The organism is Pseudomonas sp. PDM13 (assembly GCF_025685765.1).
GTDB lineage: Bacteria > Pseudomonadota > Gammaproteobacteria > Pseudomonadales > Pseudomonadaceae > Metapseudomonas > Metapseudomonas solani.
Window position 1 is genome coordinate 17,517 of sequence record NZ_JAOTQU010000001.1, and the last position, 13,870, is coordinate 31,386.

The 13,870-nt window shown below is 64.3% G+C and carries 15 protein-coding genes and 1 tRNA gene; 5 read left to right on the plus strand and 11 right to left on the minus strand.

Annotated features, from left to right (window positions below):
• Window positions 1–204 precede the first annotated feature (204 nt).
• The 3 genes from OEJ36_RS00085 to OEJ36_RS00095 are packed head-to-tail and all read right to left on the minus strand — an operon-like array spanning window position 205 to window position 2,430.
• Window positions 205–1,260 carry an AraC family transcriptional regulator gene (locus OEJ36_RS00085; RefSeq protein WP_263399910.1) on the minus strand — a complete coding sequence of 352 codons (1,056 nt, stop codon included), beginning with the start codon at window positions 1,258–1,260 and terminating at the stop codon, window positions 205–207.
• A gap of 10 nt (window positions 1,261–1,270) precedes the next feature.
• A complete protein-coding gene (locus OEJ36_RS00090; protein ID WP_263399911.1) occupies window positions 1,271–2,023 on the minus strand; it encodes an RES family NAD+ phosphorylase in 753 nt (250 codons plus the stop codon).
• Between the two features lie 35 nt (window positions 2,024–2,058).
• Entirely contained in the window at window positions 2,059–2,430 is a 372-nt protein-coding gene (locus tag OEJ36_RS00095; protein WP_021221398.1) for an antitoxin Xre/MbcA/ParS toxin-binding domain-containing protein, read from the minus strand.
• 123 nt (window positions 2,431–2,553) lie between these two features.
• Here OEJ36_RS00095 and OEJ36_RS00100 point away from each other — a divergent pair, with 123 nt between their 5' ends.
• Together OEJ36_RS00100 and OEJ36_RS00105 are read left to right on the plus strand one after the other, a co-directional pair.
• On the plus strand, window positions 2,554–3,036 hold the full coding sequence (locus OEJ36_RS00100) for a GreA/GreB family elongation factor (RefSeq protein WP_263399912.1): 483 nt from the start codon (window positions 2,554–2,556) through the stop codon (window positions 3,034–3,036).
• Window positions 3,037–3,087: 51 nt separating this feature from the next.
• Window positions 3,088–3,489, plus strand: coding sequence for a hypothetical protein (locus OEJ36_RS00105; protein ID WP_263399913.1), 402 nt, complete (start codon window positions 3,088–3,090; stop codon window positions 3,487–3,489).
• 394 nt (window positions 3,490–3,883) lie between these two features.
• On the opposite strand, the gene OEJ36_RS00115 is transcribed toward OEJ36_RS00105, so the two are convergent.
• From OEJ36_RS00115 to dapA, 6 genes are all read right to left on the minus strand, one after another.
• A complete protein-coding gene (locus OEJ36_RS00115; RefSeq protein ID WP_263399915.1) occupies window positions 3,884–4,330 on the minus strand; it encodes a LexA family protein in 447 nt (148 codons plus the stop codon).
• 102 nt (window positions 4,331–4,432) lie between these two features.
• Window positions 4,433–6,031, minus strand: a complete 1,599-nt coding sequence (locus OEJ36_RS00120; protein ID WP_263399916.1) for a M28 family metallopeptidase — start codon at window positions 6,029–6,031, stop codon at window positions 4,433–4,435.
• A 404-nt stretch (window positions 6,032–6,435) separates the two neighbouring features.
• Window positions 6,436–6,525 (minus strand) — tRNA-Ser (locus OEJ36_RS00125).
• Window positions 6,526–6,639: 114 nt separating this feature from the next.
• Entirely contained in the window at window positions 6,640–7,509 is an 870-nt protein-coding gene (locus tag OEJ36_RS00130) for a phosphoribosylaminoimidazolesuccinocarboxamide synthase (RefSeq protein ID WP_263399917.1), read from the minus strand.
• A 131-nt stretch (window positions 7,510–7,640) separates the two neighbouring features.
• Window positions 7,641–8,756 carry an outer membrane protein assembly factor BamC gene (gene bamC / locus OEJ36_RS00135; RefSeq protein WP_021221406.1) on the minus strand — a complete coding sequence of 372 codons (1,116 nt, stop codon included), beginning with the start codon at window positions 8,754–8,756 and terminating at the stop codon, window positions 7,641–7,643.
• A gap of 18 nt (window positions 8,757–8,774) precedes the next feature.
• A complete protein-coding gene (dapA, locus tag OEJ36_RS00140; RefSeq protein ID WP_021221407.1) occupies window positions 8,775–9,653 on the minus strand; it encodes a 4-hydroxy-tetrahydrodipicolinate synthase in 879 nt (292 codons plus the stop codon).
• A gap of 167 nt (window positions 9,654–9,820) precedes the next feature.
• On the opposite strand from dapA, the gene OEJ36_RS00145 reads away from it, so the two are divergent.
• A complete protein-coding gene (locus OEJ36_RS00145) occupies window positions 9,821–10,378 on the plus strand; it encodes a glycine cleavage system protein R (RefSeq protein WP_021221409.1) in 558 nt (185 codons plus the stop codon).
• Window positions 10,379–10,388: 10 nt separating this feature from the next.
• Window positions 10,389–10,862: a peroxiredoxin gene (locus tag OEJ36_RS00150; protein ID WP_263399918.1), complete on the plus strand. Its 474-nt coding sequence runs from the start codon at window positions 10,389–10,391 to the stop codon at window positions 10,860–10,862.
• Window positions 10,863–10,923: 61 nt separating this feature from the next.
• On the opposite strand, the gene OEJ36_RS00155 is transcribed toward OEJ36_RS00150, so the two are convergent.
• Window positions 10,924–12,003, minus strand: coding sequence for an AI-2E family transporter (locus OEJ36_RS00155; protein ID WP_021221411.1), 1,080 nt, complete (start codon window positions 12,001–12,003; stop codon window positions 10,924–10,926).
• 26 nt (window positions 12,004–12,029) lie between these two features.
• On the minus strand, window positions 12,030–12,281 hold the full coding sequence (locus OEJ36_RS00160) for a sulfurtransferase TusA family protein (protein WP_263399919.1): 252 nt from the start codon (window positions 12,279–12,281) through the stop codon (window positions 12,030–12,032).
• Window positions 12,282–12,386: 105 nt separating this feature from the next.
• On the opposite strand from OEJ36_RS00160, the gene OEJ36_RS00165 reads away from it, so the two are divergent.
• On the plus strand, window positions 12,387–13,820 hold the full coding sequence (locus OEJ36_RS00165; RefSeq protein WP_263399920.1) for a M48 family metalloprotease: 1,434 nt from the start codon (window positions 12,387–12,389) through the stop codon (window positions 13,818–13,820).
• The last annotated feature ends 50 nt before the right edge of the window (window positions 13,821–13,870 follow it).

Here is a 13,870-nt window from a genome sequence, read left to right on the forward strand (position 1 = left end):
CGAGAAATCCCCTTCACACCCGATGAAACGGGCGCTCCCGTCAAATTGACGATTTTTTCACCAACCTGAAAACCCTTTATTTTTCATTGCTTTAATAAAGCGCCACGAAGAATCAAGCGGTTACGCGCGAATGTGACTGCGAAATGACAAGGTGCTTCGCCATTGTGCACAACTCATTCCTGTCAACCCCTGCAGCGCCCCGTTTCAGGGCGCTTCGGCCCCTTTTTCCCGGCGAAAGGCCGTCGGCGGCAAGCCCGTCCAGCGACGAAAGGCTCGGGAGAATGAGCTTTGTTCGGCGAAGCCCAACAGGTAGGCGATTTCCAGCAAGGCGAAATCGGTGTGCTGCAGGTAAAGCTGCGCCAGATCCTTGCGCACTTCATCGAGCAGACCGGGCAAGGCCAGGCCGGCTTCCCCCAGGCGACGACGCAGGATGCGTGCAGTGAGCCCCAGATGCCCGGCCACGTCATCGAGGCCGATCTGCCCCTGCGCCAGACCGGTGCAAAGCGCCGCCCGCACCTCGTTGGCCAGGTTGGCGTCGAGGCGATAGGCCGCCAGGCAGGCTTCGCCCTGTGCATCCATCAGGCTGCGTAGGTGGGGGTCGGCCTCACGCAACGGTGTCTGCAGCAGCGCCCTGTGGAAAACCACCGCATTGCGCGTGCAACCGCCCTGGACCGGGCAGCCAAGCACCTCGGCGTAGACATCGGCAGCCGTGTCGAGGCGATGGCGGAACTCCACCCGCAAGGGCTGCGCGCGTCCGTCACTCAGCCAGCGACCGAAGGCCAGCCAGCCGGCCAGGGCCATCTCCACCGCCTGGCGGGGCACCCAGGGCAGCAAGCGTGGCCGCCAGGTCAGGGCAACCTGTTCACCCTCCTCCTCCAGCCGGGTTTCGCCGATGTCCCAGACCAGTTGCTCGAAACGCTGCAAGCGCTGGATGGCCTCACCGAGCGTGGCGCAACTCATGGCCGAATAACCGAGCACCTGGAACGAACGCGGACGTACAGCCAGGCCCAGGCGCAGGCCGATCAACGGGTCGCCCCCCAGGCGCTCGGCCTGCAACAGCAAGGCAAAGGCCTTGAACAGTGGCAAGCGATAGCCCGGCAACGCCAGCTGCTCCGCCGGGATATCCACAACCCGTAGCAACTCGCTGACATCCAGGCCGCGCTCTGCCGCCGCGGGCAGCAGCGACTCCACGTAGCTCGCGGCGATTCCGGCGGGGGAACCGACCAGGGACAGCAGCCGTTGCGGCCAGGATTCGCTCATCGGGAGGGACTCATGCCGGCTGCGGCAAGCGACCGTTGACGAGGAACTGGGTCATGCGGAACAGGCGCGGTGTGTCCGGTGCCTGAGCGTGCTTGAAGGCGACGTATTCGGCGGTGGTTTCGCAGAGCCAGGGCGTGAGATTGCGCGGCCGCCGCTCGGTGAAGGCTTCAGGGGTGAACAGGGCGATGTTGGTGCCCTGCAACGGGCAACGCGCGGAACGGTACTCGAAGGCCTCGACCCCCGCAGCGCGCATGGCGGCACCCAGCGCCTGGCTGGTGCGGTAGTCCACCGGATCGGCGAGTGCTTCGTCGTGGGCATCAAAAGGCGGCAATTGCAGCTGCACACCGCGCTCGACCTGGAAGCGCGCCTCGAAGGACGAATGCTCGGACAGAATACGCCCGCTGGGCGGCGGCACCGCCATGCCGCTCCACAGCACGAAGCGGTAGAAGGCGCCTTCGGCCATGGCGGTTTCCAGGCGTGATGCGGCATAGAACAGGCTGGGCTCATGAACGGTGCCGAAGCGCGATCCCCAGCGCAACGGCGGGTAGCGGAACGGAGTCTTCAGCAGGTAGTGCAGCGGTTCGGCGCTACGGGGCAGTGGCGGCTTGCTGGTCTCGATCAGCTCTTCCAGCAGCGCCTGCTCGGCGAGGTTATCCACCAGTTGCAGAGTGGCCACCTGCTCCTGGCTCTCCACCAGGCGCACCAGGCGGCCACGCAAGGGCCTGATCCGTTCCGAGCCTTGGCAGGTCGTCCAGATATCCATGTCCAGCCTTCCTTCGTTGTTGTTATCGGGGACGTTCAGATCTTGCCGCGTATGGCGTCCAGGTACTCCACCACCCTTACCAGACCCTGCACCTGGGCCATCAGTTCGAGGGGCACGGCACCCAGGTGGCGGTTCTCGGTGCGCAGGAAATGGCGCATGTCGTCGAGGTTGCCGCCGAACAGGGCGAACAGGGCGCGGTAGGCGCGGATCAGCAGCAGCGCGAGCTCGCCGGTCTTGCTCTGCGGGCGGATGCCGCCGCTGTCCGCCCAGCGGGTGATGGCGGTTCGGTGCACCCCGACGATATCGGCCAGTTGCTGTTGGGTCAGCCCCAGTTGCTCACGGGTATTGAGCAGGGCCTTGGCCAGTACGGCATCGGGATCGAGGGTGGGGCGGCTGAGGGCGCTCATGGGATTCCTCCGTGCGTTTGCATCAATATAAAGCAAATATGCTGCAAACACACAAAATACAATCCCCTCCTCTTCACCGATTGGCAGCCGTAGAATGCACCCTTCGCCGCAGGAACCTCCTCCATGGACAAAGCCCGTATCCAGCACCTGATCATCGACAAGCTCTCGGACGACCTGGACTTGCTGCAACGCGCCGCACAGACGGCCTATGAAGCGGCGACCCATGAAGAGAACGTTGCCGAGAACAAGTACGACACCCTGGGCCTGGAAGCTTCCTACCTGGCAACCGGGCAAGCCCGCCGCGCGGCCGAGATCAAGCAGGCGATCGGGCTGTTCCAGAACCTGGTACTGCGCGAGCATGACCCGGCCCTCGGCATCCAGCTCAGCGCCCTGGTGCACCTGGAGACCGAGAACGGCAGCGGCCAGCTACTCTTCCTCGGCCCGGAAGCCGCCGGGCTGAAAGTGCAGGGCGAACACGGGGAAATCACCGTGATCACCCCACGCTCCCCGCTGGGACAGGCCTTGCTGGGCAAGGACGCCGGCGCGGAGATCACTCTGATGATCGGTGGCACTCGGCAATGCTATGAGGTGATAGCAGCCCATTGAGGTCGAACCTGGCACGCCCGGGTCGGTCCATTGGCCACACAGGAGGTCCCCATGCCCACTCGCAGCCGCACACTTCACGTCAGCCTCAACCCGGTGAAACTGGTGCTGTGCATCGCCCTGGGCATCTGGCTCGGTTTCGTCGCCGTTGCCGGCACCGCCTGGTTCGGCTATCGCCACCTGGTGAGCGCCGCCTGGGAGCAAGTGGGCCAGAGCGCCATCGCACCCTTGGGTTCGCCGGTGGGGCCTGCCCCCACACCTGCACCCGCCCCACAAAGCAACGCGCAGATGTTCGAGCGCTACCAGCAGAACCAGAGTGCCGCCCAGCAGCGCGACAACGCCCGTATCGAAGAGGCGGAACGCCTGGCCAGCCCCAAGTGCCAGTTCTGGACCGCCCAGCAGCGCAACGCTCCCAATGAGAAAGCCCGGCAGAACATGGAGCGCTTCTGCAACTGAGGCACCCCGCCGCACGTCGTTCGACCCGCACTTTATTGCGCCCCTGCTGCCGAAGTTTTCAAGCACCGGCGCATTTCGCCCAAAGGAACCGGCCAGCCGACCGAAGGCGGGGCCTGTCAGGGAAGCGTCACGGATGCCGGACTAAACTCCAGATGTGTGCCCATCTGCGGGCACCGAGGCGGTTAGCGATGAGTCCTGAAGCCTTTATCGTGTTGTTGATCCTGGGTTGGCTGCTGGTAGCCGTTGCGATGCTCTGGGCCATGCTCAGAATCACCCATCACCACCATCACCCCACCACCCGAGCGCCACGTGAGCACGCCGAACACCCGGCTAGCGAGCGCAAATCCCGGCAGGCGACCGTACCCCATCACTGAGGTACGGCTTCACCCTCCCCTCACGCCAATGGCTGCCAGCGCTCCGGTCGACGGAAGCTGTGGGTGACCACGCCGCGGATCATCCAATCCTGCTCGGGCGAGAGGTTCAGCGCAGGGTAACGGGCGTTCTCCGCCAGCAGCACGCGGCGCCCGTCCTCGTGGCGCAACCGGCGTATGTAGAAATCCCCATCGATGACCGCCACCACCAGGCTGCCGTCGACGGTTACGCGGGAGCGATCCGCCAGCAGCAGGTCACCGGCGACCAGGCCCATGCCATCCATGCTGTCGTCTTCCAGACGCACGGTGAAGGTTTGTGGAATGTCGATGCCCAGGAGCTCGTCCAGGCTGACGCAGCCTTCCAGACGCAAGCGCACCGGCCCTTTGGCGTTTTCGTCAATGGCGAGGGTGTAGAGCGGAAGTTTGGCGAATGACGGCCCCAAGCGGCCGATGATGCGGACGTTACCCATGGCGGAGCCTCCATATACTGTTCATATATACAGTATTTGTGCGCCAAGGCTTCGTCAATGGGGAGCTTGCGCCGGGGTTCCCGGCGCAAGTTCGATCAGGCGTTACTTGATGTAGGCATCACCCCAACGTTCGATATCGCGCACGGCGGCCTTGCGCAGGGTCGCGCCCTGGGCCTTCTTCGCCGCTGCGATTTCGTCGTCGATGATCTTGGTGGAAATCGACAGCCAGCTGGTGGCGAACGCCATGGCGTCACCATTGATCTCCAGTGCATCGAGATCGATGTTCGCCGTGCTGTCACAGGCACTGTGGTAGCAGGGGTCGAACGGCTGGCCGGCTGCGCCGCCATATTTCTGCGCCTGCTCTTCGGTCTTGATGTCCTCGGCGCCGGTGAACAGGCCACCGAAGGCGATGCCATCCTCGAAGAACTGCGCATAGTCGGAGCGGAAGTCGATCTCGGTGCCTTCGAACTGCGCACGGCGCAGCTTGAAGTAGGCCTCGAAGAGGTGCTCGATCGCCGCCGAACCGGCCGGCCCCTTCAGGCCGAAGGACGAACCGTCGCCGTCATAGATGAAGTTCGCGTAGTTCGGCGAGCCGATCATGTCGAAGTTCAGGTAGGCCTTGATCTTCTTCTTCTCCTCGGGGGTGAGGTTGTTGACGTAGTAGGTCGAACCCACCAGTCCGGACTCCTCGGCGCCCCACCAGGCGAAACGCACCTTGTTCAGCGGGTAGGCCTTGCGCAGCAACACGGCCATCTCCAGCAACGCGGCGCTGCCGGAACCGTTGTCGTTGATACCCGCGCCCTCGAACACGGAGTCCAGGTGCGAACCCACCATCACCACGTTGTTCGGGTTGCCGTAGCGGGTCTCGGCCACCAGGTTGTAGGTCTGGGTCTTGGAGCGCACCACGTCGACCACCATACGCAGTTGCAGGCCTTGTGTACCAGCCCAGGCCGCACCGTTGTCGTAGGTGGCGAAGATCACCGGGATGCCGCCTTCGTAGCCATCCCCCAGGGTGACGTTCTCCAGGCCCTTGCGGTCGTCGGTGTTGCCCTGGTTGAAGATGATCACCCCGGCAGCACCAGCGGCGGCCGCGTTCTCGGCCTTGATCTCGAAGTTGCAGGTGCCCCGCTGGATCAGCGCGATGGACCCGCTGGGGAAGTTGGCGAAGTCTTCCGCCTCGCAGCCGCTGGAGGAGTTGTTGCCCGCTCCCAGGGCCACATCCACGGGCACCACCTTGGCGCTCACGTCACCGGCCTCGCTTTGCGAGAGGTAGGTGAAATCCGTATCCCAGACATAGTTACCGGGAGTCGGTGTGATCGCATTCAGGGTGCCCGGCCCTTTCGGGTAGTAGGCCGTGAAGGGGAACGGCTGCACCTTCACCTGGTAGCCGGCCTTCTGCAGGGTCTTCTTCACATAGTCGATGGACGCCTGATAGCCCGGTTGGCCCGCGGCGCGGTTACCCCCGTTGAGGCTGGCGATGTCCTGCAGCGCCTGGAGCCGGGTGAAGACGTTGCTCGCTTGCAGGCAGCGCGGCAGGCCGAGCGGCGTGCCGACCAGCAGCGGTGAGTTGCAGATGGAAGGGTTGGGCTTACCGGGGCTCCAGAATTCCTTGAATTCGGCGTCTGCGGCGGGGCTGGCGAAGGAAGCGGTGGAAACGGCGAAAGCGAGGGAACCGACAACACGTCTGAAATTATTTTTCATGCTGACTCCAATCCTTTTGAAGTGGTTGTAGGCAGGCCTGAAATGGCATTGCGCCACTGTCCGGTACTTCATCCTTCGGACGGCCTAAAACCTAGACTGGAGGGTGTAGCCGGGGTTCTTCGCGCGTGACGGGGAAAACGTGCACTTTGTCGCTTTTTCGATACAAAAAGGCGCAAGCTGCGACGAACGTGCAGGCAGCTGACTTCAATTTGATATCAGAAAAATATTGTGTGGCCAGTATCTCGAAGCAAGGCCGGATGAGCCGGTCACCACGGAATTCGACAGAGAGCGGAGGACTGGAAAAGGTCGTGTTGGGCCTCGTTGCGCCCGGCACCAACCTGCGGGTGTTTTCGCGCCGCAAATAAAAAACCCCGCAGTCTTTCGACTGCGGGGTTTTCTGGATATGGCGGGAAGATAGGGATTTGAACCCTAGGTGCCATTGCTGACACAACGGATTTCGAATCCGTCCCGTTCGGCCACTCCGGCATCTTCCCGAACGGCGCGCATGATACCAGCTGAAAGGCGTTTGGCGAAGCCCGCCGAGGCAATTTTTTCGCGTGCATTCAGATGCTTGCGTATTGCCCGGGCTGGCAGCCCTGCCGCTGGGATCAGGCGGTGAGCTTGGTCAGGGCTTCGCGGTACTTGTCGGCGGTCTTCTGCGCGACTTCGGCAGGCACGGCGGGAGCCGGCGGCTCCTTGTTCCAGCCGGTGGATTCGAGCCAGTCACGGACGAACTGCTTGTCGAAGCTGGGCGGGTTGCTGCCTTCGACGTAGCTCTCCACCGGCCAGAAGCGGCTGGAGTCGGGGGTCAGCACCTCGTCCATCAGGGTCAGGGTGCCGTCTTCGTCGATACCGAACTCGAACTTGGTGTCGGCGATGATGATGCCGCGGGTGGCCGCGTATTCGACGGCGGTGCTGTAGAGGGCGATGGCGGTGTCACGCACCTTGGCGGCCAGCTCCTTGCCGATGATGGCTTCGCACTGCTCGAAGGAGATGTTCTCGTCATGGTCGCCTACGGCGGCCTTGGTCGAGGGGGTGAAGATCGGCTGGGGCAGCTTGGAGGCCTCCTTGAGGCCGGCAGGCAACTGAATGCCGCAGACGGTGCCGCTCTTCTGGTACTCCTTCCAGCCGGAGCCGACGATGTAGCCGCGCACGATGGCTTCGACGGCAACGGGCTTGAGGCGCTTGGCGACCACGGCGCGACCTTCCACCAGCGGCAGCTCTGCAGCGGGGACCACGTCCTCGACCTTGTCGCCGGTGAAGTGGTTGGGCACCACGTCGGCGAGCTTGTCGAACCAGAAGTTGGAGATGGCGGTGAGGATCTTGCCCTTGTCCGGGATCGGCTGTTCGAGGATTACGTCGAAGGCCGAGAGCCGGTCGGTGGCGACCATGAGCATGCGCTTGGCATCGATCTCATAGAGGTCGCGGACTTTACCGGAGTAGATCTTCTTCAGGCTCAGGGTGCTGGGAGTGGTCATGGGGATTTTCCGCCTCTGTTAAACGAAACAGGCGAAACCTGCGGGGTTTCGCCTATTGTCTTGTCGCCGCGCCCTGGGGCGCGTCGACTGGAGCCCGGGTGGAGGTTGCCCGCCACCCGGTCGGTCCGGCCTCAGCCGAGGTTTTCCTGGATCAGGCCCAGCACGCGGCGCGCCACATCGGCGGGTGCCACGGTGTTGATGTCCTTCTCCACGGTGACCTGCACGCTGTCGCCGACACGGGTCAGGCGGACCTGGTAACGGTCGGCACGGGCTTCGATCTCTTCCTTGCTGGGCGCGCTGCCCCACAGGCGGCTGAAGAAACCGGGTTCCTGGTCCTTCTCCGCGCCTTCGGCGAGGTTGATGTAGTACACGCCCAGGCTGCGGTTGATGTCGTCGACGCGTACGTCGGCCACTTCCAGGGCACGGCCCACGCTCGACCAGGAACGGTCGAAGTCGGCGCCCAGGTTGAGGATCGGGTTACCGCTGCCGTCTTCGGACAGGGTCACGCGGCTCGGCGCATCGAAGTCACGGGCGGCCAGCAGGGACACGGAACCACCCTGCTCGGCGCTACGCGCCATGGTGGCGAGCATTTCGTCCATCAGCGCGGCCTCGAGGCTCGGGCTGTCGGAACGGCTCGGCCAGCCGGTGTCGGCGGTGCTGCCTGCCGGACGGGTGGTGGTGAGGACGAAGATCTCGCTGGTGTTGCGCTGCACACCCGGCTCGATGCGCACACGGGCACGCACTTCGCTGTCGGGCTCGACACCGCTCACGCGGCTGCCCAGGCGACGTGCCAGGGGAGCGGAGAGCTGATCCAGGCGCTGCCAGCCGGTGCTGAACTCACCGGTCTGCGGGCGCTCGTCGACGACCTTGAAGCCGCCGTCTTCGAAGAACTGGCGAGCGACCGGCCACACTTCGGCCGGGACGCGCTGGGCAACCACCCAACGGGAGTCGCCGCTCTTCTGCAGGCTGTAGTCGCTGACCTCGCCCTTGACCTGCAGGGGCTGCGGGCGCGGGACTTCGTAGTCGGCATCGTTGCGGCTGTCGGCGACGTTCACCGGCACCGGCAGCAACGGGTCAAGGCGTTTGGATTGGGCATCCGGAGGCAGCTGCATGGGCGCGGTCTGGCGCGCTTCCAGGTAGTCGTTGCCGCGGTCGCGGAAATAGCCATCTTCGCCCCAAAGCCAGCCGCAGCCGCTGGTGCTGGAGATCATCAGGGCGAGAGCGGAAAGTCCGGCCAGTCGCTTCATGCGTAGTAATTCCTCGGATTAAACCAATACACCGGACTGGCGGAGCGCCTGACGCAGCGGTTCGTGGCAACGCGGGCTGAGCCAGGTCAGCGGCAGACGGATGCCGTCGGGCATCAGGCCCATCTCGTGCAGGGCCCATTTCACCGGGATCGGGTTCGATTCGATGAACAGCGCCTTGTGCAGCGGCATCAGCTTGTCGTTGATGGCACGGGCGGTTTCAGCATCGCCACGCATGGCGGCGGCGCAGAGTTCGGCCATCTCGCGGGGGGCGACGTTGGCGGTCACGGAGATGTTGCCCTTGCCGCCCATGAGCATCAGCTCGACGGCCGTGGCGTCGTCACCGGAATAGACGAGGAAGTCCTTGCTCACGCGATCCAGTACTTCCTGGCCACGCTTGAGGTCGCCGGTGGCTTCCTTGATACCGATGATGTTGGAGATCTTCGCCAGGCGCTCGACGGTCTCGGGCAGCATGTCGCAGACGGTGCGGCCGGGGACGTTGTAGAGGATCTGCGGAATCGCGACGGATTCGGCGATGTGGCGGAAATGCTGGTACAGGCCTTCCTGGGTCGGCTTGTTGTAGTACGGGGTCACCAGCAGGCAGGCATCGGCGCCCACGCCCTTGGCGGCGGCGGTGAGGTCGACCGACTCACGGGTGGAGTTGCCACCGGTGCCGGCGATGACCGGGATGCGGCCATTGACCTGATCCACCACGCGGCGGATGACTTCGATGTGTTCGTTCACGTCCAGCGTCGCGGATTCACCCGTGGTGCCGACTGCGACTATGGCGTTGGTGCCTTCCTGCAAGTGGAAATCCACCAGCTTGGTCAGACTCGCCCAGTCCAGTTGACCTTGTGCATCCATGGGCGTGACCAGTGCCACCATACTGCCCGCAATCATGCAACCGCTCCTGCCGGAAAAAGAGAGCCGTAATGGTACTGGTGCCCATTGCCCAGCACAAGCTGACGAGGGTGCCTCAAGCATTCCCCTCGGCGGCGCTTTTCGCTAACCTTCCCGCTTTGATCGGCGCGGCTTTGCCCGCCCTCCTCTCGCTTTAGGAATGCTGCATGTCCACCACCCCGCCCCGCGAACAATTCCTTGTGATCAGTGCCCTTGGCGTCAACCCGATGGAGCTGACCAACGTGCTGTGCCGAGCCAGCCAGGAAAACCGCTGCGCAGTGGTCAGCAGCCGCCTGACCCGCCACGGCGAGTACTGCGCCCTGGTGCTGCAGGTATCCGGCAGCTGGGATGCCCTGGCCCGCCTCGAAGCCGGCCTGCCCGCCCTGGCCAAGCGTCATGAGTTCACCACCCAGGTGACCCGCAGCGCCGCGCTGGAACCCCGCCCGCAGTCGCTGCCCTACGTCGCCTACGTCAGCGCCGCGTACCGCCCGGATATCCTCAACGAGCTGTGCCAGTTCTTCATCGATCACCGTGTCGAACTGGAGAGCCTCACCTGCGACACCTACCAGGCGCCGCAGACCATGAGCACCATGCTCAACGCCACCATCACCGTGACGCTGCCCGCCGGCACCCAGATCAGCTGGCTGCGCGATCAGTTCCTCGACTTCGCCGACGCGCTGAACCTCGACGCGCTGATCGAGCCCTGGCGCCCGCAGCACCCGTAAGGAGCAAGACATGGCCGTAGCCATCGACCAACCGGTCGCCGACTTCACCGCCCCCGCCACCAGCGGCCAGCAGGTGACCCTCTCCGCCCTCAAGGGCAAGCAGGTAGTGATCTATTTCTACCCGAAGGACAGCACCCCGGGCTGCACCACCGAAGGCCAGGGTTTCCGTGACCAGCATGGCGCCTTCGCAGCAGCCAACACGGTGATCTTCGGCGTCTCCCGCGATGGCCTGAAGTCCCACGAGAACTTCAAGTGCAAGCAGGAGTTCCCCTTCGAGCTGATCTCCGACAAGGACGAGGCGGTCTGCCAGCTGTTCGACGTGATCAAGCTGAAGAAGCTCTATGGCAAGGAATACATGGGCGTCGACCGCAGCACCTTCCTCATCGACAAGGACGGCGTGCTGCGCCAGGAGTGGCGTGGCGTGAAGGTCCCCGGCCATGTGGATGCCGTTCTCGCCGCCGCGCAGGCGCTGAACAAGGGCTGAGCCCAGGCGCCATGCAGACGCAATGAAAGAAGGCCGCGATCGCGGCCTTTTTCATGTGCACTCACATCAGCGGTGATGGCCCTTCCCGCAGGGGCCCGCTGCGGGGCCAGGCATCCAGTACCGCCTTGAACAGGGTCGCCAGAGGGATGGCGAAGAAGATGCCCCAGAAGCCCCAGAGCCCGCCGAACAGCAGCACCGCGCAGATGATCGCCACCGGGTGCATGTTCACCGCCTCGGAGAACAGCAAGGGCACCAGGATGTTGCCATCCAGCGCCTGGATCACCCCGTAGACCACCATCAGGTAGATGAACTGGTCGCCCCAGCCCCACTGGAACAGCGCGATCAGGGCCACCGGCACGGTCACCACCACCGCGCCTATGTAGGGCACCACCACCGAGAGGCCGACCAACAGGGCCAGCAACGCCGCATAGTTGAGCCCGAGAGAGACGAAGGCGACGTAGGTCACCCCACCGCAGATGACGATCTCGATCACCTTGCCGCGGATGTAGTTGGCGATCTGCTGGTGCATCTCCCGCCAGACCTGGGTCATCAGCGCCCGCTCGCGCGGCAGGTAGCCGCTCATCCAGCGCTGGATCAGCTCGCGGTCCTTGAGGAAGAAGAACACCAGGATCGGCACCAGCACCAGGTAGATCATCAGGTTGACCACCAGCGGCAGGCTGGAGAGCGAGAAGGTCAGCGCCCACTGGCCGAACTTGCCGATCTCGCTGCGGGTCACCTCGATGGCATTGAGCACCTGCTCGTCGGTGACCAGGTGCGGGTAACGCTCGGGCAGCAGCAGGAGCAGCGATTGCCACTCGCCGAGCATGCGCGGCAGCTCGTTGAACAGGGTGCTGAGCTGCTGCCAGAGCAGCGGCATGAGCACCACCAGGAACAGCGCCAGGGCACCGATGAACAGCGCGAACACCAGCCACACGGCCAGCGTCTCGGGCATGCGCAGACGCTCGAGGAAATTCACCACCCCCTGCATCAGGAAGGCCAGCACCAGACCCGCCAGGACCGGCGCCAGCATGTTGCCGAGGGTGAGGACGAGGGTGAAGCCCAGGACCAGGAAGACCGCCAGTACCACCGCTTCTTCATCGGAGAAGTAGCGCTGCACCCAATCGCGAAGCACCTTGAACATCGGAGTTCCTTGGTAAGCGGAGAAATTCAGGCCTTGCGCAGCCAGTAGCGATAGGTGCCGCCCTGCTCGTCCTCGTGTAGCAGCACGTGGCCGGCGAGGCGAGCGAAGGCGCGGAAGTCGCGTTGCGAACCGGCATCGGTGGCGGTGACCTTGAGCACCGCGCCACTCGCCAAACGGTTGAGTTCCAGCTTGGCCTTGAGCAGCGGCAAGGGGCAGTTGAGCCCGCTGGCGTCGAGTTCGGCGTCGAAGGTATCGGGAGCGCCGGTGGCGTCTGTCATGGGTGTTCTCCAGGAGGGCGCCTAGGATACAGAAGCCCGCGCAACCCTGGCCAGCCGACCGGGCGGGAGGCTACAGTTAGCGCTTTGCCGACAAGAGCCCTGTGCATGAATCCGCTGCGCCCCACTCTGCTGACGCTTGCCTGCCTCCTCGCATCGCCCGTGATGGCCGATGACCTGCCGTCCCTCGGCGACTCCAGTTCGGCCATCGTCTCCCCGGAACAGGAACACCAGTTGGGCCGCGCCTGGCTCAGCCTGCTGCGTGGCCAGGTGGAACAGCTCCCGGACCCGCAGCTCAAGGACTATGTCGAAACCAGCGTCTACCGCCTGGCCGAAACCAGCCAGTTGCAGGACCGCCGCCTGGAGTTCGTGCTGCTCAAGAGCCCGCAGCTCAACGCCTTTGCCGCACCGGGCGGCATCGTCGGCGTCAACGGCGGCCTGTTCCTCTATGCACCGAACGAAGCCGAGTACGCTTCGGTCCTCGCCCACGAACTGGCTCACCTGTCGCAACGCCACTTCGCGCGCGGTATCGAAGCCCAGCAACGCATGCAGATCCCGGTGATGGCGGCCATGCTGGCCGGTATCGTCGCAGCCGCCGCGGGCGCCGGTGACGCAGGCATGGCGGCGATCATGTCGACCCAGGCCGCGGCGATCCAGGAGCAGCGCCGCTTCTCCCGGCAGAACGAACAGGAAGCCGACCGCATCGGCCTGCTCAACCTGGAAAAGGCCGGCTACGACCCCCGCGCCATGCCCAACATGTTCGAGCGCCTGATGCGCCAGTACCGCTACGACTCCAAGCCGCCGGAATTCCTCCTCACCCACCCGGTGACCGAATCGCGTATCGCCGACACCCGCAACCGTGCCGAACAGGCGCCCCCAGGCGGCGTGGAGAACAGCCTGCGCTACCAGCTGATGCGCGCCCGCGTGCAGCTGATGTTCGAAGAAACCCCGGGGATCTCTGCCAAGCGCTTCCGCGCCATGCTCGATGCCGATCCCAAGCTGGATGCCGCGCGTTACGGCCTGGCCATTGCGCAGATCAAGAACGGCCAGCTCAACGAAGCGCGTGAGGGCCTGGCGCAACTGCTGGCCAAGTCGCCCAACGAGATCGTCTACAACCTCGCCCAGGTGGACCTGGATATCACCGCCAACCGCCTGCAGGACGCCCAGCAACGGGTCGACCGGCTGCTGGGCCTATACCCCAACAACTACCCGCTGAAGCAGGCACGCAGCGACCTGATGCTCAAGCTCAACAGGCCCCAGGAAGCGGAGAAGATCCTCGACGGCCTGGTGAAGTCCCGACCCAACGACCCGGACGTCTGGTACCAGGTGGCCGAAGTACGTGGGCTGGCCGGCAACACCATCGGCCTGCACCAGGCGCGCGCGGAGTTCTTCGCCCTGGTCGGCGACTACGACCAGGCCATCGAGCAGCTGGATTTCGCCAAGCGCCGTGCCACCAACAACTTCCCACTCGCCTCGCGCATCGATGCACGTCAGCAGGAAATGATCGAGCAGCAGAAGACCATCAAGCAGATGATGCGCTGACAGCAAGCGCACATGAAAAAGCCCGGACAGGTCCGGGCTTTTTTGTGCGC